The sequence below is a fragment of the Sphingobacterium sp. UBA7249 genome, assembly GCF_002472835.1.
In the GTDB taxonomy this organism is placed as follows: domain Bacteria; phylum Bacteroidota; class Bacteroidia; order Sphingobacteriales; family Sphingobacteriaceae; genus Sphingobacterium; species Sphingobacterium prati.
In genome coordinates this window covers 93,906-113,438 of record NZ_DKST01000024.1, presented here as the reverse complement: position 1 = coordinate 113,438, position 19,533 = coordinate 93,906, and the positions used below count along the sequence as shown (strand labels likewise).

Annotated in this window: 23 protein-coding genes; 11 read left to right on the top strand and 12 right to left on the bottom strand. The window is 37.7% G+C overall.

Going from position 1 to position 19,533, the window contains the following annotated elements:
* Nucleotides 1-369: a hypothetical protein gene (locus B4A24_RS16245; RefSeq protein ID WP_293946136.1), complete on the bottom strand. Its 369-nt coding sequence runs from the start codon at nucleotides 367-369 to the stop codon at nucleotides 1-3.
* Nucleotides 370-497: 128 nt separating this feature from the next.
* Here B4A24_RS16245 and B4A24_RS16240 point away from each other — a divergent pair, with 128 nt between their 5' ends.
* Entirely contained in the window at nucleotides 498-1,505 is a 1,008-nt protein-coding gene (locus tag B4A24_RS16240) for an AraC family transcriptional regulator (RefSeq protein ID WP_293946135.1), read from the top strand.
* A 437-nt stretch (nucleotides 1,506-1,942) separates the two neighbouring features.
* On the opposite strand, the gene B4A24_RS16235 is transcribed toward B4A24_RS16240, so the two are convergent.
* Nucleotides 1,943-2,308, bottom strand: a complete 366-nt coding sequence (locus tag B4A24_RS16235; protein ID WP_293946134.1) for a response regulator — start codon at nucleotides 2,306-2,308, stop codon at nucleotides 1,943-1,945.
* Between the two features lie 453 nt (nucleotides 2,309-2,761).
* Between B4A24_RS16235 and B4A24_RS16230 the strand changes: the two genes are divergently transcribed.
* On the top strand, nucleotides 2,762-3,817 hold the full coding sequence (locus tag B4A24_RS16230) for a 3-oxoacyl-ACP synthase III family protein (RefSeq protein ID WP_293946133.1): 1,056 nt from the start codon (nucleotides 2,762-2,764) through the stop codon (nucleotides 3,815-3,817).
* Between the two features lie 192 nt (nucleotides 3,818-4,009).
* Here B4A24_RS16230 and B4A24_RS16225 read toward each other — a convergent pair whose 3' ends face one another.
* The gene (locus B4A24_RS16225; protein ID WP_281358831.1) at nucleotides 4,010-4,132 is read right to left on the bottom strand and encodes a hypothetical protein; all 123 of its coding nucleotides are present in this window, start codon (nucleotides 4,130-4,132) and stop codon (nucleotides 4,010-4,012) included.
* Between the two features lie 707 nt (nucleotides 4,133-4,839).
* Here B4A24_RS16225 and B4A24_RS16220 point away from each other — a divergent pair.
* Entirely contained in the window at nucleotides 4,840-5,202 is a 363-nt protein-coding gene (locus B4A24_RS16220; RefSeq protein ID WP_293946132.1) for a hypothetical protein, read from the top strand.
* 15 nt (nucleotides 5,203-5,217) lie between these two features.
* Here the strand turns inward: B4A24_RS16220 and B4A24_RS16215 are convergent, their stop codons facing one another.
* Nucleotides 5,218-5,586, bottom strand: coding sequence for a hypothetical protein (locus tag B4A24_RS16215; protein ID WP_172395313.1), 369 nt, complete (start codon nucleotides 5,584-5,586; stop codon nucleotides 5,218-5,220).
* Nucleotides 5,587-5,813: 227 nt separating this feature from the next.
* Between B4A24_RS16215 and B4A24_RS16210 the strand changes: the two genes are divergently transcribed.
* A complete protein-coding gene (locus B4A24_RS16210) occupies nucleotides 5,814-7,085 on the top strand; it encodes a metallophosphoesterase (protein WP_293946131.1) in 1,272 nt (423 codons plus the stop codon).
* 103 nt (nucleotides 7,086-7,188) lie between these two features.
* On the opposite strand, the gene B4A24_RS16205 is transcribed toward B4A24_RS16210, so the two are convergent.
* Together B4A24_RS16205 and arr are read right to left on the bottom strand one after the other, a co-directional pair.
* On the bottom strand, nucleotides 7,189-8,244 hold the full coding sequence (locus B4A24_RS16205; RefSeq protein ID WP_293946130.1) for an NAD(P)-dependent alcohol dehydrogenase: 1,056 nt from the start codon (nucleotides 8,242-8,244) through the stop codon (nucleotides 7,189-7,191).
* A gap of 356 nt (nucleotides 8,245-8,600) precedes the next feature.
* A complete protein-coding gene (gene arr / locus B4A24_RS23910; protein WP_409456467.1) occupies nucleotides 8,601-9,014 on the bottom strand; it encodes an NAD(+)--rifampin ADP-ribosyltransferase in 414 nt (137 codons plus the stop codon).
* A gap of 511 nt (nucleotides 9,015-9,525) precedes the next feature.
* Here arr and B4A24_RS16195 point away from each other — a divergent pair.
* Nucleotides 9,526-10,098, top strand: coding sequence for a dihydrofolate reductase family protein (locus tag B4A24_RS16195; protein WP_293946128.1), 573 nt, complete (start codon nucleotides 9,526-9,528; stop codon nucleotides 10,096-10,098).
* A gap of 73 nt (nucleotides 10,099-10,171) precedes the next feature.
* Nucleotides 10,172-10,738 carry a YceI family protein gene (locus B4A24_RS16190; protein WP_293946127.1) on the top strand — a complete coding sequence of 189 codons (567 nt, stop codon included), beginning with the start codon at nucleotides 10,172-10,174 and terminating at the stop codon, nucleotides 10,736-10,738.
* A 55-nt stretch (nucleotides 10,739-10,793) separates the two neighbouring features.
* Here the strand turns inward: B4A24_RS16190 and B4A24_RS16185 are convergent, their stop codons facing one another.
* The gene (locus tag B4A24_RS16185; protein ID WP_293946126.1) at nucleotides 10,794-11,540 is read right to left on the bottom strand and encodes a DeoR/GlpR family DNA-binding transcription regulator; all 747 of its coding nucleotides are present in this window, start codon (nucleotides 11,538-11,540) and stop codon (nucleotides 10,794-10,796) included.
* 110 nt (nucleotides 11,541-11,650) lie between these two features.
* Between B4A24_RS16185 and B4A24_RS16180 the strand changes: the two genes are divergently transcribed.
* Entirely contained in the window at nucleotides 11,651-12,184 is a 534-nt protein-coding gene (locus B4A24_RS16180; protein WP_293946125.1) for a 5' nucleotidase, NT5C type, read from the top strand.
* A gap of 73 nt (nucleotides 12,185-12,257) precedes the next feature.
* On the opposite strand, the gene B4A24_RS16175 is transcribed toward B4A24_RS16180, so the two are convergent.
* Nucleotides 12,258-13,457, bottom strand: coding sequence for an MFS transporter (locus B4A24_RS16175; protein ID WP_293946124.1), 1,200 nt, complete (start codon nucleotides 13,455-13,457; stop codon nucleotides 12,258-12,260).
* A gap of 300 nt (nucleotides 13,458-13,757) precedes the next feature.
* Between B4A24_RS16175 and B4A24_RS16170 the strand changes: the two genes are divergently transcribed.
* The 3 genes from B4A24_RS16170 (at nucleotide 13,758) to B4A24_RS16160 (ending at nucleotide 16,197) form a co-directional block, all read left to right on the top strand.
* On the top strand, nucleotides 13,758-14,246 hold the full coding sequence (locus tag B4A24_RS16170; protein WP_293946123.1) for a hypothetical protein: 489 nt from the start codon (nucleotides 13,758-13,760) through the stop codon (nucleotides 14,244-14,246).
* Between the two features lie 364 nt (nucleotides 14,247-14,610).
* Nucleotides 14,611-15,495: an AadS family aminoglycoside 6-adenylyltransferase gene (locus B4A24_RS16165; protein WP_293946122.1), complete on the top strand. Its 885-nt coding sequence runs from the start codon at nucleotides 14,611-14,613 to the stop codon at nucleotides 15,493-15,495.
* Between the two features lie 165 nt (nucleotides 15,496-15,660).
* Nucleotides 15,661-16,197: a hypothetical protein gene (locus B4A24_RS16160; RefSeq protein WP_293946121.1), complete on the top strand. Its 537-nt coding sequence runs from the start codon at nucleotides 15,661-15,663 to the stop codon at nucleotides 16,195-16,197.
* Nucleotides 16,198-16,218: 21 nt separating this feature from the next.
* Here B4A24_RS16160 and B4A24_RS16155 read toward each other — a convergent pair whose 3' ends face one another.
* From B4A24_RS16155 to B4A24_RS16140, 4 genes are all read right to left on the bottom strand, one after another.
* The gene (locus B4A24_RS16155; RefSeq protein ID WP_293946120.1) at nucleotides 16,219-16,476 is read right to left on the bottom strand and encodes a hypothetical protein; all 258 of its coding nucleotides are present in this window, start codon (nucleotides 16,474-16,476) and stop codon (nucleotides 16,219-16,221) included.
* A gap of 227 nt (nucleotides 16,477-16,703) precedes the next feature.
* Nucleotides 16,704-17,330, bottom strand: a complete 627-nt coding sequence (gene dapB / locus B4A24_RS16150; RefSeq protein ID WP_293946212.1) for a 4-hydroxy-tetrahydrodipicolinate reductase — start codon at nucleotides 17,328-17,330, stop codon at nucleotides 16,704-16,706.
* Between the two features lie 46 nt (nucleotides 17,331-17,376).
* Nucleotides 17,377-17,904 (bottom strand): hypothetical protein, encoded by a 528-nt coding sequence (locus B4A24_RS16145; protein ID WP_293946119.1) that lies wholly within the window; start codon nucleotides 17,902-17,904, stop codon nucleotides 17,377-17,379.
* Between the two features lie 189 nt (nucleotides 17,905-18,093).
* The gene (locus B4A24_RS16140) at nucleotides 18,094-18,600 is read right to left on the bottom strand and encodes a winged helix-turn-helix transcriptional regulator (RefSeq protein WP_293946118.1); all 507 of its coding nucleotides are present in this window, start codon (nucleotides 18,598-18,600) and stop codon (nucleotides 18,094-18,096) included.
* Between B4A24_RS16140 and B4A24_RS16135 the strand changes: the two genes are divergently transcribed.
* Nucleotides 18,591-19,475: an NAD(P)-dependent oxidoreductase gene (locus B4A24_RS16135; RefSeq protein WP_293946117.1), complete on the top strand. Its 885-nt coding sequence runs from the start codon at nucleotides 18,591-18,593 to the stop codon at nucleotides 19,473-19,475. The genes B4A24_RS16140 and B4A24_RS16135 overlap by 10 nt on opposite strands.
* Nucleotides 19,476-19,533 lie beyond the last annotated feature (58 nt).

The following is a 19,533-nucleotide window of genomic DNA, read 5'->3' as shown; positions in this document are numbered from 1 at the left end:
TCAAATCCTGTTTAAGTTTTTACTTTGTAAATAAGCCATCATCCCAACCCATCCGGCAACGGCCAGGATCATGAAAGATCCTATTGTACTGATGATAGAAAACAAGATGATAATAGCAATAGCACTAGCAATTACCCAAATGATATCCAATGTGATGATAAACTTGGTCCAGCCTATCGGGATATTTCCCTTCATAGCCGTGGCTAAAACAAATAGTGAAAACACGATGAGGAAAATACCCGTCAGGATAAACGGGGTATTATCCCCTATTTCAAATAACTTTGTAAATACAGATGGCAGAGTGGCCAATAAAACTCCTGTCATTCCTGAGCTGATCGCATTAGTCAGCAGTACATTTTTTAGTGTCATAATTTCTCTTTTTTATTATTTCAAAAGTACTGCTGTATTCATAGCGTTGAGTTACCTATAGACGACAAGGTATTGACATTATACGACAACCTGATACAAATTGTAAAACATATCAGTACATTTACAACATGAATTACAAACAGATCATGTTACAAGCCTTAATTGCTTTTTGTGAGGATCGAGGTTTGGATAGTACTAAAATTGTCGCATTATCGGGCTTTTCAATTGCTCAGTTAATGAATAGTCGCAAATTTGCGATTACTGATCAGCAGATCGAAAACCTATGGAAGAATATTGTTGAGCTTTCCAAAGATAAACTGATAGGCCTACATTTTGGAGCAACCATGCAGTTAGCTGCCCTAAACACTGTAGGGCAGATCATTCAGACAAGCAGCACCGTCAGAGATGCACTGCTTCAAGTACGATCGCTCATGCATTTCGTCACGGATCTTTATTCAATGGAAATAGACTTAAGTCCGAAAACATGTGTCATCACATACCATAAAAATGAAGGTTTTGATCATTTACCTACTACCCAAATCCAATTCGGAGACTTCTTAATCGCGCTCACAATCTATGAATTAAAAGGGCTACTTCTTAAAAATCTGAAACCTTCCATGGTAGGCCTACCTAATTTCGAGAGAGAACACCATTTGGCTTATGAAACAATCTTACAATGTCCGGCCAGAAAATCAGCTCATTATATCGTTGAATTTCCAAAGGAATACTTGGATTTTCAAATTATTACCGCCAATTACGAGATACAGACTTTGCTAATCAACCAAATAAACCAATTACAAAATCCAAAGGAGTTGTCCGGATCTCTTTCCAAAAGAATATTTAACTATCTTATTACCAACTCCTACCTCTACTCTCTCTCAATAGAGGCTGTAGCAGGAAACTTCAATGTAAGTGTAAGGACTTTACAACGTAAGCTCAAAGATGAAGGTGCGTCATATTTACAAATTGTTGAAGAGGTTCGCAAATCACTAGCCATACATTATATGCGGAACAGCACTTCCTCTGTAAAAGAAATATCAACCATTTTGGGCTATGCGGAACCGAGTGCTTTCGTTCGCGCCTTTAAAAAATGGACTGGAAAAACACCTACTAAATATAGAACATCTTATCACTAAGCTATTCGCAACTTGTAAGTAAATGCCCTTCAATAACCTGCTACGAAACTGCAAATTGATGTACGATTCACCTGTCTGCTCACTACATTGACATTTCCAAGTCCAACAAACTATTGCTTACCGTATTCTTCTTTTTTCGTTGTCACAAATATCAAACTGGGATAGCGTAGCCATTTTGCGCATTCAAAAAAAGCTTATATCTAACTTATTTTACAATTATTTCGACACTGCTACAATCAAGAGTGTAGTCTATGAGGATAGCAAATAGAAAGCCCCTTTGAAAGGCATCCACTTCATTCAGAACACATCTTAACACGATCCATACGAGTAAAAAAAATATAAATTAATAGTATTTTTAAAATCGGGCTCATCTCTAGGTTCAACTATTAAATAATGTTTAGCAATACCAAATTTGTTAAAAAATTCACTTTACCCTATCATCGTTCATAAACAAATCTTCGAATATAATTTTCCACCTCAATGATATCCAAAGGTTTAGCCAAAAAGCCATCTGCTCCACATTCTAATGATATACTTCGTCCATCGGAGCTGCCAGAAATCATGATAACCGGCAGTTTGCTATATTTATCTGAAGCTCGGAGTTCTCGAAGTATTTGATCACCATTTCGATTTGGCATATGGATATCAATAAAAAGTATATCAACTTTTATACGATCCAATACCGCAGACAGTGCCTCTGCATTCGCGGCCGTTGTCACTATTGTATCACCATCTTCTATGATCATAGAAAATGCATTTAAGATCTCTACATCATTATCACAAACTACAATTTGTCTTTTCATCGCAATATTTTTTAAGCGGTACAATAATCATTCATCGATTTTTAAGCAACACAGCTCATTCATTGCATCACCCTAACAATGCTTCAGCTAGTATTTAGGGTGGACATGGAAACCATCACTGTTAATTCCGTCATTCTTAATTTAAATGGAGTAAGCATTTTTTCTAAGTATAAACATTTACAGTGTGTATTTGTTCGCTCATTATAAATTTGATATCTATTTTTAAGCAGATAGTTTAAAAAAACTTATAGTTTAAAAGCGAGAACAATTTTCCTTTTTATTTAGCTTGTATTGGATATTATAATTTTTTTTAGTAAATTAAATAAAGGAAGGCTCAGTAAAAAACGTGTGCATCGAAACCTATATATCACTGGGCATAGAAAAGCAACCGCTACGTTTTCCACGATGAATTATATAAATGGTAACACGATAATTGAGAACGGAAGGACATTTATGAATATGAAAATTATTGGGTCAGGCAGCTATCTTCCGGACAATGTAATAAACAACTCGCATTTTGAAGATCGTATTTTTTTGGATGAAACTGGTGAACCGATTAAATATCCAGAATCCATTATAGGTAAGTTTAAAGATATTACTGGAATTGCGGAACGCCGCTACGCAGGTAAGAATCAAGTGGCGTCTGATTTAGCTTTTATCGCAGCGGAGCGAGCAATATCAAATGCGGAAGTGGATAAGGAAACGCTTGACTACATCATAGTTGCACATAATTATGGCGATGTGCAGTACGGAAAAACTCAATCGGATACCGTACCAAGTTTAGCAACACGTGTGAAGAAAAAATTAGGAATAAGAAATCCGAGTTGTATCGCTTATGACCTTCTATTCGGCTGCCCAGGCTGGAACGAGGGGATGATACAAGCAAATGCATTTATTAAATCGGGTATGGCAAAACGCTGTATGGTCATCGGCACCGAGACACTCTCGCGTGTCGTGGATCCATACGATCGTGATTCTATGATATATGCTGACGGCGCTGGTGCAGTTATTGTAGAGGGAACTGCTGGCGAAGCAGGATTGCTCTCTTTTGAAAGTGCAACTTATGCATATGATGAGGCTGATTATCTTTATTTCGGAAGTTCCTTTAACAGCCAGCACCAAGAAGGCACGCGTTACATTAAGATGAAGGGACGAAAAATATATGAATTCGCATTAAATAAAGTACCATTAGCAATGCAAGTTTGCGTGGAGAAAGCGAAGTTAGATGTTACTTCAATCAAAAAAATATTAATTCATCAGGCTAATGAGAAAATGGATGAGGCTATAATTTCACGATTTTATGGTTTATATCATATGCAAGCACCTAAAGGCATCATGCCCATGTCAATCCATAAATTTGGGAATAGTAGTGTGGCAACAATTCCAACCCTGTATGATTTAATCATACAAGGAAAGATTGAAGATCATTCACTTGAAAAAGGCGATATAATCTTGTTTGCCTCAGTAGGTGCTGGGATGAATATTAATGCGTTTACTTATAAGTTTTGATGGCCTATGAGTCCTTTACACTCTTCGCTGATTAACCGCTAGGTTTCAACCTGTTAATGATGTAAGTATAACGAACGAAATATATAATATTAAAAAAGCGAGCAAAAGCATGGTCTAATACTCCATCCTTTATACTCGCTCCAAATTAATAATCTACCATTATTTTAAGCTAAACAACCTTCTAAAAATTGTTTATTTCTTTTTCTTTCGGAAGATATTATCTGTTAAATCTTTGGAGACTGAGTCCTTCTCTTTCTGATAAGATGACTGCGTTTTCTCCTTTGTACTTTTTTCCTTTTTTTGATCTTTACTCATAATCTATAAACTTTATATTGTGAGGGATACCCAATAACCATTAATATATTAAAGTTGTGGGTGTTAAACTTTATTGCGGTTGGTTCTAAACAAAAAATTTCGAAATTGTGTAATTGAGGAAATTTAAAGATAAAACAAGAAGTTTTTATCATATTGGGTTTACCGAATGGGTTATGTAAATAGTAAACCTTCTTCTTAAAGATACAAATAATAATTGACATTAAACCATTTACAAGAAACAATTGATAAATAGACATATGTCGACTTCATTCTCACCCAAGAAACAATCCTACTATATGGCGCCTTCAAGTTGTTGTATAATTTTTTAACATAAAATTACTTGCCTTAAGGCAAGTAATTCAACAAGAATTTCATTTAGTTTTATACCACAAATCCACTTTTCTATGCACATCTTTTTTTCAGTGTTCACGTTGTCATGTATCATTTTATTTGGGCTGGCCTCCCCTAATAAAATGGTAATCATTCCCATTATAGTATGGACATTGGCACTCTCCGCAGTTTCATCGCTAAACATTTTCCTAGCATTTCCGCCCTCTTTTATACTTATTTTGGTAAGTATTCTCTTACTCAGTATAAGCTACTACAGGTTATCAAAAAATGCCAATTCAAACGTTTACTACCTATTAGGTATTCATATCATTAGAATCCCTATTGAGTTCATTATTTTCCAACTTTTTAAACATAATATGCTTCCCATCGAAATGACTTTTCTTGGATGGAATTACGATCTTTTTTTCGGTATCACTGCCATTTTATTTTTAGTATCCAGTAGTTTAAATCCAAAAACACTGAAATCTGTGCTTTTCAAAGCCTGGAATATTCTGGGAATCTGTTCGTTATTGGAGGTCGTCGTTATTGGCATATTATCGTCGCCATTACCTTTACAGGCAATGGCTTTTGATCAACCTAATATCGCTGTTTTGCAATTTCCATATGTCTTACTTCCGACTATCATTGTGCCCATCGTTATTTTATCTCACTTTCAGCTTCTGGGACACGCAAATACCACTGAAAATCAACAAAATACATACAATCGAAAAATAAAATAACGTTCAACTAAGTTATTATGGAGTTTCTTGTAAATTGAATACTGTACCTGCAGGATCCGTAATCCAATGCATATTTTCGGGTAATTCCTCGATTTCGTCACAAGTTTCCACCCCATTAGACAATAGATAATCGGTCGCTTCAGCTATATTAGGAACAGTAAGCTGCAACCAAGTTTCGGAATGGGTATAATTGTCAACACAATCTAGCCAGATAATATTATTTCCAAATTTCACCTCATGGGTGCTAGAGACAGTTGGATTATCGATAGGCTTCTCCTCGACTTGCAATTTCAGGATATCTCTATAAAACGCTACTGTCTTTTCGTATTTACTTTTAGGAATCTTTATAGCGATATTAATCCCTGCTTCAAATTTTGTACTCATTTTTTTGTTTTTGATTAAAGACAAAATAGTAAAATAATTAGTCGAAGTGCTTGCCCTATGACAAGATCTAATCCAGAGTACCTCAAATTATAACCTAAGTTTTAACATTCTGTTCGAATATTTTGTTATCGCTCAAAACAAATGACACGAAGATTTAACATAAAAATAGTACTTTAGGTATATCAATCTGTTTTCGGTTTATTCCCTATTATAAGGCAAATTTTTATATGATTCCACAGTTATACGCTTACCTAAAAATTATCGCTATATTTCTTCTCCTAGATATTTTAATATACTTAAGGCTACGCCGGCTGACTGTAAGGAGATCACATTTATTATTTGGTACCATCATCTGGTGGACACTGAATATCGCCGAATATGCAAGTATATTTTTGAATTTATTTTTTGAATGGAGCAATTTTTTTACCGCTTTATCCATGTTCTTCCCTATTTCCTTATTATTGGGAAAAATACTCCTGCTTTTCTTTATCGGAGCCGATGTACTATCCCTTACCTTTAAAAATATTAGCAAACGCTTAACAAAAAAAAGGACGGTAGCGGACCCACATCCCAACAATAAGCCTATAGGGAGATCCGATTTTATTCTCAAAAGTGGAATTCTGCTGAGCAGTATTCCCTTAGTCGCATTGACTCGCGGATTTATGTTCAATCTTTATGACTACCAGATCAAACATATTGATTTAATTTTATCAAACCTTCCAAAATCTTTCGAAGGCATTACCATCGCTCAAATCTCGGACATACATGCTGGTAGTCTCTATGATTCTAATACGGTAAAAAAAGGTGTTGACCTTTTACTTTCTCAAAAACCTGATATGATCTTTTTTACCGGTGATTTGGTAAATGACTTCGCTGAGGAGATGGATGACTATCTATCCATATTTGATAAATTAAAGGCTCCATTGGGCGTGTTTTCTATTTTGGGAAACCATGACTATGGAGACTATCATTTTAATAGATTCCATTTTAATCGTGAGTCTAAATTGACGAAAGAGCAAAACTTGGCCGATGTGAAAGATATCCATCGTAAGCTTGGTTGGCATCTTCTTTTAAACGAATCAAAAGAGATTAGCTTAAATAACGAAAAAATCACAATCATAGGTGTGGAAAATTGGGGTATAAACAACGTGCACAACTATGGAGATCTTGATCTAGCGATGTCTAAAGTAGCCCCCTCTTCACCTATCAACTTATTGCTTTCCCATGATCCTTCTCATTGGAGAACTGAAATATTACCAAAATATCCAATGATCGATGTTACCTTCAGCGGACACACACATGGTGGACAATTTGGATATAGCAATCCCGATTATCAATGGAGTCCAATTAAATATGCATATCCTGAATGGGCCGGACTGTATCAGGAGAAACATCAATCACTTTATGTGAATGTTGGTTTTGGTTACCTAGATTATCCAAGCAGAGTGGGAATAATGCCTGAGATTACAATATTCCACTTAAAAAATAAGGTATCATGAACAAGGTGTCATGCTATAATTCATGAATTATAGCATGACACATCAAAATTAAATGCAGATCAATCGAAAAGATAACTTTCGATCGATATTAAGGTCGCAATCATTATTTATCCAGTGATGCCATATCGATAACAAACCGGTATTTTACATCGCTGTCCAATACGCGTTGGTAAGCCTCATTTACATAATCGATGTCAATCAATTCTGTTTCCGGAAGAATATTATGTTTTGCACAAAAATCAAGCATGTCTTGTGTTTCCTGTATTCCACCAATACTGGATGCAGTTAAAATTTTATTTCCCCCCATAATAGAGCGTCCATTGATTTCCATTGGTGCTGCTGGGATACCGACACAGATATATACACCTTTGGTCTTTAACAGTCCTAGATAGAGATTGTAATCATGCGGTGCAGAAACCGTATCAATTATAAAGTCAAAATAAGTAGAAAACTCCTTCAGCTCCGAAGATTCATGCGTATTTAAAAATTTATGGGCACCTAAGAGCGCCGCATCTGCTTTTTTTCGGGGCGAATGGCTAATCATCGTCACCTCTGCTCCCATGGCAACAGCGATTTTCACAGCCATGTGACCTAAACCGCCTAAGCCCAAAACACCAACTTTATGTCCCTTGCTGATATTCCATCTTTTCAATGGTGAGTATGTGGTAATCCCCGCACAAAGTAAAGGGGCCACCTTCTTGATATCAAGCGACTCAGGCACATGCAAAACAAAATTCGCATCGGCGACAATATTGTTGCTGTAGCCCCCATATGTACAGGAGTGATCGTGCATCACATCCGTACTGTTGTACGTCCACACCGTTTTCTTCTCCGAACAAAACTGTTGCTGATCCGATTTACAATTGTCGCATTCACCACAGGATGCCACCATACAACCTACACCAGCGAGATCACCTTTTTTAAACTTGGTCACCGCGCTGCCTACCGCACTGATGCGGCCAACGATCTCATGCCCCGGAACAATCGGATATTGCGTCCCACCCCATTCGTCGTGGACCTGATGAATATCAGAATGACAGATACCGCTATACAAGATATCGATTAACACATCATTTGAACCAAGTTCTCTTCTTTCAAATTCCCAATATTCAAGCGGAGAATTATTGTCTTTCGCCGCGTAACCTTTTGATTTAATCATTCTTTTGTACTTTTATAAAACACCAATCGGATCTAAATCACCTATTCCAATAGATAAGATCCTTTCACTACGATGTGCGAAGTTAATGTGAGACCATCCCAAATAAAGAATCTTTCAAACATTATTGACATTGAACAAACAATGAAAACAAAAAAAATGTTCTCGGGTCAGCAGTATTGAATAGTCAATTTGATTCCTTTCAAATTTTAATCCGTTTCAAAATCAACCTTCTAATCCTAATGACTTTCATGAGCTTTCTTTATGGGTTCAGGTAAGCTTTTCTCCGTCCATTCGCTGTTTGCTCGTCCACAAAAATTTATTTAAGTTAGATCGGTCGCCCATTAAATACTACAGATTTAGTTAATTATTTCACCGTTCCCTGTGATCAGCCGCTCACGAAATCTTTGAAGATCTTCCGGGCTCGGTCTGTCCCAGTCTTTTACTTCACCAACAATTTTCAAAGCAGCTGTGGATCGGTATGAGCGCGTCGGATTACCCGGGAATTTTTTATCTGTTAGATTCGGATCATTTTCAAAGATGCCCATCGGTTCAATAATATAGACACGTTCGCGGCCTTCTCCTTTTGCCAAAGCAGCAGCGAGTCCGGCACCGTTAACTAAACCAGTAAAATAAATATGATTCATGGTCAGTTCAGGCTGATAATTCGAATTCCCGCCAGCAGTCAATAGATCGCCTACTTTTAGGTCAGCTTTGGTGCCATGGTAAAAAGGCCCGGTATCCGATGGTTTTTCGTTCAGGGTTGCAGCCAACTCAGCATATCCAACTGACTTTTCGCTATCTCCCAGATCTTCGTAGCATTTGGCAAGCTTCAGATACAGGTTTGGTAGCGCACTCTTAACTGTATCGTCATTTAGTTTTAACGCATGTATCAAGGCCTTTTCGAGCCATGTTAATCTGTCTGAAGCAATTTTTTGATGCCGGGCCACATAATAAGCCGCAAGAAAGTGTTCGTGATGGTTCGTAGCTTCATTCCAGGCCTGCAGGAATAATTTAAGGGCTTCTTCAGGCTGTTTAGTTTCTTCCATGTTCATTCCCTGAAGACAAAGTTTAACAACATTGTTGAAAGGTGAAAATTCCATATATGCACTATTTTTGATTGCTTCGCCGAATTTACCGTAGCACATGGAGACTTCAAATCCACATGTAGAGGTATCTTATGTATTAAAGTTACACATTCCACCCCTTATATTGTCGCGATTGCACCGCATTCGCATTTTTAAACTTCACTAAATTTGGATTAATAATCAAACACTTGAGACAATGAGAAAGATCAGAATTTTCGAACACATCTCGCTTGATGGCGTCATCGAACATGATGGAGATTACATTTACGGTGCATGGACAACAGCCTATAGAAGTCCCGCGGGAGCGGAAATGCTCTTTCAGACTTATGGACCTGACTTTGACCTTCTTTTGGGCCGTCAGACCTATGATATCTTTAGCAGCTTCTGGCCCAATGCAGGCAATTTTCCAATGGCCAATGCAATAAATGCTGCTACGAAACACGTCGCAACTCACCGTCCCGACAGTTTAATCTGGGGGCCTGTAAAAAATTTAGGCACCCACATTGAAACTGCTGTTCATACACTTAAATTAACAGACGGTCCCAATCTGATCGTTGTGGGAAGTTCCACACTGACCTCCCTTTTACTTGAACGAGGTCTCGTCGACGAGGTCGTCCTCATTACTTACCCGGTTCTGCTGGGGCATGGCAAACGCTTACTGTCAGACAAGGTAAATGCGCAAAAACTCGCTTTTATTGATTCAAAGGCAACCCTTACAGGTATTTTCATTAATAGATATCAATATATTGGATCACTAGAAAGACAATAGTTCACTAGGACAGATGTTATTTACATGAATATGTCTGGTTTCTTGTATATTTGATTTTAAACAAATCATTTCTATGAAAAGAACCTTATTATTCATGGCTATTATCTGTAGCTCCACCTTTGCCTTTGCGCAAAAAATTACGTACAAAGTCAATACACAAACGTCAACGATCAAATGGGAGGCAAAGAAAGTCGTCGGTGGTCATGTCGGTACCATAGCCTTGAAAGAGGGAACGATCCAAACTGATAAAGGTAAAATTACCGGAGGTGGATTTACCATTGATATGAATTCTATGGCTTGTACTGATGCGCCAAAACTAACTGGTCATCTTAAAAACGAAGATTTCTTTGATGTGTCTAAATATCCAACGGCAAAATTCGTTATCGCCAAAGTGGATAACAGCAAGGCTACTCCAATAATCACAGGTAATCTTACAATCAAAAACAAAACGAAAGCCATATCTTTTCCAGCAAAAGTAACCAGCACCACCGATGGGCTTTCGGCTGAAGCATTGGGTGTGAAGGTAAATCGACTGGATTTTGATATCCAATATCGTTCAGCAAGCTTTTTCTCTGACCTCGGAAATCGGGCTATTGAGGACGAATTTACATTGGATATTCAGATCAAAGCCACAAAATAATTTTCAGAACAAAAGAGGTTGTTGCAACCTCTTTTAACCAGCTATCATTGATTGCCTAAATCAATTCAATCCCCTGTGCAATATATTTATTCATCTGGGGGCTCGTTGAATCGTTCTCCGTGACGATGATATCAAGTTTTTTGGTCTCATCGATGATAAAATTTGACTCCGTATCAAATTTATCCGATGTACACAATCCAACGATCTGGACACTCTGTTTCATCATTGCCCGCTTTGTTTCGGCATCCTCCTGATAAATGCATGATAAATTTTCGGGAGTAATCGAACAAACACCCAAGAAATATAGATCAGCCCTAAAATTAGCGATACTTTCCAACGTCGTATTGCCAAATGTTGTAAAGGCCGACTTGTATAGTCTGCCTCCCAAAAATATAATCTCTATCAAAGGATGATCCTCAATCACACTCGCGACAGGAAAGCTATTCGTAATGATCGTAACCCTAAGATCCTTCGGTAAAATTTTAGTTAACTCTAAAATGGATGTACCTCCATCGAAAAAAAGTACCTGATCATTTTTAATTAATGATAGTGCTTTTTGCGCAATGATCCTTTTCTGTTCCAGTCCTGCCTTCTCGCGATCACGGTAATGGTATTTTTTTTGCACAATGCTGTGCGCTCCTCCCCTTACCCCGCGAAGAAGATCCCGATCATTCAATTCCTTAATATCTCTCCGTATGGTATCTTCGGATACCGAAAGCTTTTTGCTCAAGGCCTGAAATGTAACCGACCCCTCCCTATTGGTGATATCTAAAATGGTTTGTAGACGATCGTACTTTAGCATAGGAACAAATATATAGATTTAACAGAATAAAATGAATTGCAAAAAATTGCTATAATTGCAATATTTTGCAATTATATAATTACATTTGTGCCATAATAAAGATAAAACTTATGATAAAAAAGACAATTTCCATCGATATGGACGGTGTACTCGCAGACATCCAACGGCATTATCTTTCACATTATTTTGAAGAAACTGGTATACGGATAAATGAGAATGATATCGTAGGGTTAAAGGAAGCAGATTGTTTACCTGATAAAACGGCAGTCTTAAGATATTTGCATAAGCCGGGTTTTTTCCGCAGCATCCCTGTTGCACAAGATGCACAAGAGGTGGTGAAGGAATTACAGCACTATTATGACATTTTTGTCGTATCCGCCGCGATGGAATTCCCAAATAGTCTTTTAGAGAAACGGGAATGGTTACAGGAAAATTTTCCGTTTATTTCCTGGAAAAACATTGTATTCTGCGGAAGTAAAGGGATTATAGACACCGATTTTCTCATTGACGATCATCTAAGAAATCTAGACAGCTTTTCCGGAAAAGGGCTTTTATTTGATACATTTCACAATGTCAATGAGCACCGGTTTGAAAGATTGAAGAACTGGACGGACGCACATCGTTTTTTTACCGCTGACCTGTAAAATAAAACGTCCAACGGCTAAGCTACAGCAGGCCAATCACAAAAGTAATTTGCCAGCTATAGCCTACTGGAATTTATTCTCCCATCTGAAATTTCCAATAGATCCAATAAGAAACTGAAAGCGAAAGCATGAGAAAAGCAACCACCATAAGGGAGGTTGAAATTCCATAAAATTGTGCGACTCCCCCCAGTAAAGCTGGTCCCAACAATTGTCCCGAATGCCCTAAGGTAGACATAACCGGAATACTTGCCGAAGCCCCTACTCCTTTTAAATTTCCGACATGACTAAATAAAATCGGAACGATATTCGCAGCCCCGACGCCCAGAAGAATAAACCCTGCCAATGCCCCCCAATAAGAAGAAGATAAAACAGCTATCAACAGACCAAATACGGCTAACAGACCTCCGCCGACAACCACAACACGATGATCTAACCGAACAACAAGTACATCACCAAAAAGTCGCATTGTAGCCATGGCGATAGAAAATGCCGCATATCCTATACCCGCAATTTCAAGTGGTGCTTTTTTTTCCTCATGCAAAAATACGGCACTCCAATCCAGCATCGAACCTTCGGAGAGATAAGCACAGAAACAGAGCATACCCAAAAACAAAACATGCAAATTGAACCAACCTGCCCATTTGGACTGGCCCACTGCCATTTCCTTATCGTCGTGATGGCTATTAATGCGCGTTTCATCATCATGCGCGTACAATCTACGGTACATGACAAACATAATGATAACAATCAACAAGGAGATCAACAACATGGCATAAGTTGCCTGAAATCCCAGTTTTATCAAAAGCCCTAAACCAAGTGATCCAGTTAATCCCCCAACACTAAAGATACCGTGCAGACCGGATAAGATTGGCCGGTCAAAAAGTTTCTGGATCAGGATCGAATGTGCGTTTGCCGAAACTTCTATTCCCCCCATGCACATACCAAAACAGAATAGCGTAATCCCCATGGTCATTATGGAATTAGCAATTAACAACATCGGCAAGATCAGTCCAAGTGTGATGCCCGAAATAAAGATAATTTTTCTTGTTCCAAACTTATTTAGAAGAACAGTCGAAAATGGCATGATAAAAAGAGCTCCACCACCGATAAGAAGCATCAAAAGTCCCAACACACCATCATCTATACCGAGCCTCTGTTTAACATAAGGAACGACAGGCGCCCAACTGGCAAGCCCCAGCCCGCACACAAAAAAGATAAACCTCACAGCATTTCTCGCTGTATCCGGACGAATGGGCAATGATTTAATTTCCATATAAAGTGAGTTAAACTAAAATAGTATAGCGATAGACATGTCTAGGCTTAGTGTACACAACTATCAATAATAAATCACAAACAAAGCATATTATTGCATAATATTGCAATAATTGCAAAATAAAGCAATAATATGATTAAATTGAACAAATGACATCCATACACAGCAGGATCCCCGAATAGAATTACGATTTCCATAATGATTTTACACAATAAAGTTCAAGGCCTATTTTGCCATAATGGTGATTTATCCTTAAATTACTGGCATAAACAATGTCTTTTCTACAAAAAAGGCTTTATAATGAACCATAAAGAACAGCTATTTCACGACATGAATTATAAAACTATAGGCTATTTTCTTTCATCAACGCTAATTATCGGATTACTTTATACGAATGGCTGGTTTGATGTATCTTACACCTTCCGACAGTTTCTGGGGATTATATTCCTAATATTGTATTTCGTAGGGACGATCTTTCTTGTCAAAAGACCGATTTTGAAGGATAGAACGTTAAGAAAACATCTCTTGGTCAGATTGAGTGTCCTCCTATTTATTGCCCTGATCATTGTTATTTCACAATGGTTTATACATAAAGAAAATGATCGTCTGGGTGCGGGTTATTTGCTCTATTTTGAGCTACTCGGTTTTGGAATACCACTTATTATTTATACTGCGATAGAATCAATGCGGTTACTTGCTAAAAAGAAATATGCAGCATTATGCATCAATCTCTTCTTAGTGATAGGAGTCTATAGTCTTGTTATTTTCAGTGGGCTCTTCGGGTTCTAAATAGATGGAGTTGTTCGCAACGCTAGCCATAAATATCTAACCTTCTAAAAATAAGATAATTAAATATTTTAATCTGCAATAAAACACACATAAAAAACATGCTAGTTAGCGTATTTTCCAAGACATCTAAAAAACCGCATACTTACGATTCTAAAATTATACTAAACAGATCGCCAATTTACTTCATGCAGAACCTAAAAGAGCTTCCCCCGCTGACAACTGATTGCTGTAACTTTTGTCCGGTAAACAAAAATTTTCGTGTATTTTTAATGTTCGCCGTTCCAACACCTTTGTGAAGCCAACGGCCGTAAGTCGTCCTTCTTTAGGAATAAACGGGATTATTCCCCATAAATAAACTAAAAATATGCAAACTCGAGCAGAAAAATTACAGCAGATTATTGATTGGGCACAAAACAATACGGATATCCGGGCAGTCCTCCTGACAAGCTCATTGGTAAATCCTCTGGCCCCAGTCGATGAATTAAGTGATCTAGACATCGAACTTGTATTCGATGACAATACCACGTATGTCGCCAATAAGAATTGGCTAAATAACTTTGGCATCCCTATCGCAATGATTGAAGAGGATGAAAGCTACTTTGATAGCAAACATGCCATGAAGATGGTTTTATACGCAGATCACACAAAAGTTGATTTTAAGTTATATAGTAAGCCTAATTTTTTGGAAGAGGTACACCAAAGCCCGTTATGTGAAGACTGGGATATTGGTTATCAAGTACTCCTTGACAAAGAGGGCATAACAGAAGCGATCCAAAAACCCTCCTATCGGGTGTCAATCATAAAAAAACCTACCGAGCAAAAATTCAAACAGCTACTCAATGATTTTTGGTGGGACTGTACTTATGTCGCCAAATGTCTTGTCAGAAAGGATATTTTTTATGCAAAATTTATGTCCGAAAACAATATACGTACCGATTATATGGTACCGCTGATTGAGTGGTATATCGCTAGCCAGCATGATTGGAACATCACAACCAATAAACATGGACGCCTATTTAAAAAGTACCTGACCGAGCAAACCTGGGACAAAGTAACCCAAACCTTTTCAGGCAGCGATATCAACGAAAACTGGACGGCATTATTTGCAATGACCGACTTCGTCGCAGCGATCGGCAGGGAGCTCGCAACTAAGTTAAGCTATGAATATCCCGCAAAACTTGAAGTGGATGTCAAAATATATCTCAAGGCGCTAAAAACAAAAGAAATAGCTTGCAGCTCATCCCTATAGCTATAGTAGTACGTCAAAAATACATCGGGCGCTTAAGCTTAGTTATTGTTAATAACCGGAATCGAGAGCAATATCAGCCTATTTTGCCATTCTTTTCTTTTACTCATTTGACTGATTTTTTAATATCTTTAATTATCATATTTTCAAAAATTTAAAAGTATCGTTATGACAGTAAAAACACTAACATTGAATATGTTCTTTTTGCTATTGACCTTCAGCGCATTTTCGCAAAACAATGCAGGTTTAAATTCGCTATTAAATAAGAATTCAGAATTTATTTTTCCGCAAACAGCACAGAAGATTGAAACCGCATTAAACACGAAGACCATTTACTACGAAGATGCAAATGAAGAAAAATACGCCAAATGGCTAACAAAATCCGGACTAGAACTGTATGCTAGTCTTGGAAAAAATAATGCTATTAATGAAATATTTTTTGACATTCCGGACGATAAACCGCTCATCGTAACGGGACTTCCTTTCGATCTTGGGATCAACAAAACTACCCTGGAAGAGAGTACAGCCAAATTTAGTAAATATGCTGCTAAGAAACAAAAAATGGAGGCGGGAAGCACATTTCCGGATGGTACGAGACTCACCTTTAAAAAAGGAAAGCATTATGCTACACTAATTTTTGACAGCAATGACTTATTGCGATTTTTAGGTCTTACAACTGAACTCATTGCCGCTGGAGTAAATTAAGCAACCTCACTTTGATTCATATCAAAGTCTATATCGGAGAGAGATGGCCCGCCAGATGTGATTTGCTAGATCCTGATCCAAATCATTTTGGAGAAAAGACCAGCTCTCTTTTTTCTTTACCAATGTCTGTAGCCCACCATCTAACAACACTTCCAGCGCTGTCTCGTCTTTGGTAGGGCTTTTTTTTAACAGTTGAACCTGAAAATCCTTTTCTTTAAATGTAATGCGAAATATCTGCCCTTTATAAGATGTATTTAACTGTCCGATCGTCTCTTCCATGAAAAGCAAGCCAAAATTTAGTAATCTATCAAAAAAATGTTCCGCTTATCTAAAAGCTCATAAACCAATAGGGGGCCTAATACACCGCCATCGCGAATCTAACAATAGATCGATTGGTAAGCATTATAGTGCGAATTAAACATGTAAATATACAAAAAAATATTAAAATACTAATTATTTTAGTTAAACAATTAATATATCATCCTTTTGAAGAGAGGCATCAGCTGTTAAATATCCATGATTGTATCAAGTCCTCGCTTCAAGCCTTTAAAGGTCGATAGCTTGTTGACGGCAAGCAAAACTCCTTTTAGATAAGGTTCTGCCCCATTCCCCGCATCATGTCGAAGGATCAGCTTTTCATCTTTTTCACCAAATATCACTTCTACACCTAGCATATGCCCTGGCAATCGCACCGAATGCACCTGTATGCCGTTTATACTTGCACCACGTGCATCTTTCCGTCCAATGGTGTCTTCAATTGCGACGGCCAGATCAGGTTTCCGAATTTTGGCCAGGCGATAAGCAAGTTCCGCGACAGTTCCACTTGGAGCGTCAGGCTTGTCTTCCGAGGCATAATCTATCACCTCAAAGTGAGAAACGAACTTCGCTGCAATTTCAGCAAACTTTTGTAGCAACACCGCCGTTATTGCAAAATTACCCGCAGCCAGAATAGCGGTATCATTGTCATCTGCAACCTGCGCAATTTCCTTAAAATCCGAATCAGATAATCCTGAAGTTCCCAATACAACCCGCTTCCCCCGATTTAATGCAGCAATAACATTATCCTTTGCAATTTCCGGATTTGTAAAATCAATCATGACGTCAAAATCCACGCGATCAAGAGCGACTGAGATAGTATCAACTACTACTTTTATCCGTTTTTATGAAATCCCTATTTTATCAATACTGCAAATAATAATACAGTTGCGTACCTAATGAATAAGCTAATCCTAGAAATATCATGACAGGCAAAACATATAATAAGCAATAATATTTGGCAATAAAATCAAAAGATCCCTTCCTGCTCCTTACCCCCTCTTTTTCAAAATAGTTTTCCAGATCTTGCTTTGCCGAAACTGGAAGATAGTGAATATACTGCTGACCTGTTTTTAACGTTATTCGCAATACAAAATATAACCTTAGAGAATCAAATATGCGAAAGAATTCAATATCTTGAATAGCAATGTTTTTCCCATTCACAATGATTTGGTTTTCCTCAAAAATCATATCATCTGCTCTTGATTTTATTTTTGACACAAATAATGAATACGGGAAACCTATGACTACGACTGCATTCCATAAAGGATGAATATTGCGAATTAGTAGTGCGCTAGCGAACATGAGAGCAAAAGAAATTAAAGCGGCATATAAGCTATACAAAAGTATTCGGTCAAAGTTAAAGGTTTCAGCTTGTAGTGGCTGTTTCATATACAACTATCTTTTTTGGATTAACAGCAGGCTATTTTTCAAATTGCCCCTTATCAAAGCCTAACGAGTCTTATTTTATCTGTCTGTTGGGATAAAGCTAGCTCACTACCGCCACAATAATAGATTTATTTACAATTCGCTATTATCCTTTTACAATATGCCTGTTTTCATAATTTTAAGGGTTATGTATCAGCCTACAACCTGCTCTCTCAAATTTTCAACCAATTGATTGTTTTCAATACCCCATTTATCAATGACTGCTATGACTGGCAATAAGCTAATCCCCAAGTCAGTCAGACTATACTCGACTTTAAGCGGAAGTCCTTGATAAATTTTCTTCACGATAATACCAGCTTGTTCCAATTCATGAAGCTGCATATTGATTACTCTTGGGCTCGCACCATGAATAGCACGATGCAATTCACTGGGACGTTTTATACCTTTGTTGATACCATCCAATATACAGGCTTTCCATTTTCCACCAAGTATTTTCATTGTGACGACTATGCCACAGTTAAGATCTTCGGGAATCTTTCTACTATACATAATTTCATAATTTTCATTAAAACTACTGAATTTTGCAATTCCATAGGGAATAATTTTTCCCTGGGTGAATCCTTTTTCCCTTATTGTCAACGTACCAGCTTGTCCCCATATTTGTTGTATAAAAATAAATAAAGAAACAAATGGAAACATTGAAAAATCAAATCAGCATTATCGGCCTAGGTCCAATGGGTATAAAAATAGCGCAGCTCTATCTACAAAAAGGTTTTCAGGTCACTGTATTTAATCGAACAGCAGCTAAAGCAGATCAACTGGTAAAAGAAGGTGCTCGATTAGCGAAAAGCATCAACGAGGCCATTGAGGCGAGCCCAGTGAGTATTGTTATCGTTCATAACTATGCGGTAGCGAATGATCTTTTTTCTTCAATCGAAACGGAGATTCCATTAGCGGGCAAACTCATTGTACAATTGACTACAGGTACATCGCAGGAAGCACGTTTAAGCGAAACCTGGTTTAATGGTAAAACTGCCGGTTACCTTGATGGAGCGATACAGGTTGCGCCAGAACAGATGGCGCAGCCCGATACAACAATACTGTTTTCAGGCAATAGCGGAAAATATCTCGAAATCGAAGATACATTGAAAATTTTGGGTGGGAATCTAAAATATCTAGGCGAAAATATTGGTGCAGCAGCAGCCATGGATACGGCTACACTTTCCTATATCTATGGCGCAGCAGCAGGTTTTCTACATGGTGCTTTAATTGCCGAAGCTGAAAATTTTGACGTTAGGGAATATGGCAATATCATCGCAGAAATTGCTCCGGGAATGGGCGAATTTTTAAAACATGAGGGGGCTGTGATCAGTAGCGGAGATTTTAAACTTTCCCAAAGCCCACTTGCCATCTCGGTAGAGGCAACAGAAAGAATCCTTGCAACAGCAAAATTAAGTGGAATAAATAGTGAATTTCCCCAGTTTGCAGCAAATTGGCTCAAAAGAGCAAAAGATGCAGGCTATGAACAGGAAGAATTTGCTGCTGTGATTAAGACATTGCGGACACCGCAATAACCAGAACGCTTCACTAAAAATTAGCTCAATACAAAAAACTTTATAATCGGATAGCTTT

Excerpts from the sequence above, each read along its gene's own strand:
- B4A24_RS16245 (WP_293946136.1), bottom strand. The coding sequence starts at position 369 with ATGACACTAAAAAATGTACTGCTGACTAATGCGATCAGCTCAGGAATG.
- B4A24_RS16240 (WP_293946135.1), top strand. The coding sequence starts at position 498 with ATGAATTACAAACAGATCATGTTACAAGCCTTAATTGCTTTTTGTGAG.
- B4A24_RS16235 (WP_293946134.1), bottom strand. The coding sequence starts at position 2,308 with ATGAAAAGACAAATTGTAGTTTGTGATAATGATGTAGAGATCTTAAAT.
- B4A24_RS16230 (WP_293946133.1), top strand. The coding sequence starts at position 2,762 with ATGAATATGAAAATTATTGGGTCAGGCAGCTATCTTCCGGACAATGTA.
- B4A24_RS16225 (WP_281358831.1), bottom strand. The coding sequence starts at position 4,132 with ATGAGTAAAGATCAAAAAAAGGAAAAAAGTACAAAGGAGAAAACGCAG.
- B4A24_RS16220 (WP_293946132.1), top strand. The coding sequence starts at position 4,840 with ATGCTTCCCATCGAAATGACTTTTCTTGGATGGAATTACGATCTTTTT.
- B4A24_RS16215 (WP_172395313.1), bottom strand. The coding sequence starts at position 5,586 with ATGAGTACAAAATTTGAAGCAGGGATTAATATCGCTATAAAGATTCCT.
- B4A24_RS16210 (WP_293946131.1), top strand. The coding sequence starts at position 5,814 with ATGATTCCACAGTTATACGCTTACCTAAAAATTATCGCTATATTTCTT.
- B4A24_RS16205 (WP_293946130.1), bottom strand. The coding sequence starts at position 8,244 with ATGATTAAATCAAAAGGTTACGCGGCGAAAGACAATAATTCTCCGCTT.
- B4A24_RS16195 (WP_293946128.1), top strand. The coding sequence starts at position 9,526 with ATGAGAAAGATCAGAATTTTCGAACACATCTCGCTTGATGGCGTCATC.
- B4A24_RS16190 (WP_293946127.1), top strand. The coding sequence starts at position 10,172 with ATGAAAAGAACCTTATTATTCATGGCTATTATCTGTAGCTCCACCTTT.
- B4A24_RS16185 (WP_293946126.1), bottom strand. The coding sequence starts at position 11,540 with ATGCTAAAGTACGATCGTCTACAAACCATTTTAGATATCACCAATAGG.
- B4A24_RS16180 (WP_293946125.1), top strand. The coding sequence starts at position 11,651 with ATGATAAAAAAGACAATTTCCATCGATATGGACGGTGTACTCGCAGAC.
- B4A24_RS16175 (WP_293946124.1), bottom strand. The coding sequence starts at position 13,457 with ATGGAAATTAAATCATTGCCCATTCGTCCGGATACAGCGAGAAATGCT.
- B4A24_RS16170 (WP_293946123.1), top strand. The coding sequence starts at position 13,758 with ATGAACCATAAAGAACAGCTATTTCACGACATGAATTATAAAACTATA.
- B4A24_RS16165 (WP_293946122.1), top strand. The coding sequence starts at position 14,611 with ATGCAAACTCGAGCAGAAAAATTACAGCAGATTATTGATTGGGCACAA.
- B4A24_RS16160 (WP_293946121.1), top strand. The coding sequence starts at position 15,661 with ATGACAGTAAAAACACTAACATTGAATATGTTCTTTTTGCTATTGACC.
- B4A24_RS16155 (WP_293946120.1), bottom strand. The coding sequence starts at position 16,476 with ATGGAAGAGACGATCGGACAGTTAAATACATCTTATAAAGGGCAGATA.
- B4A24_RS16145 (WP_293946119.1), bottom strand. The coding sequence starts at position 17,904 with ATGAAACAGCCACTACAAGCTGAAACCTTTAACTTTGACCGAATACTT.
- B4A24_RS16135 (WP_293946117.1), top strand. The coding sequence starts at position 18,591 with ATGGAAACATTGAAAAATCAAATCAGCATTATCGGCCTAGGTCCAATG.
- B4A24_RS16140 (WP_293946118.1), bottom strand. The coding sequence starts at position 18,600 with ATGTTTCCATTTGTTTCTTTATTTATTTTTATACAACAAATATGGGGA.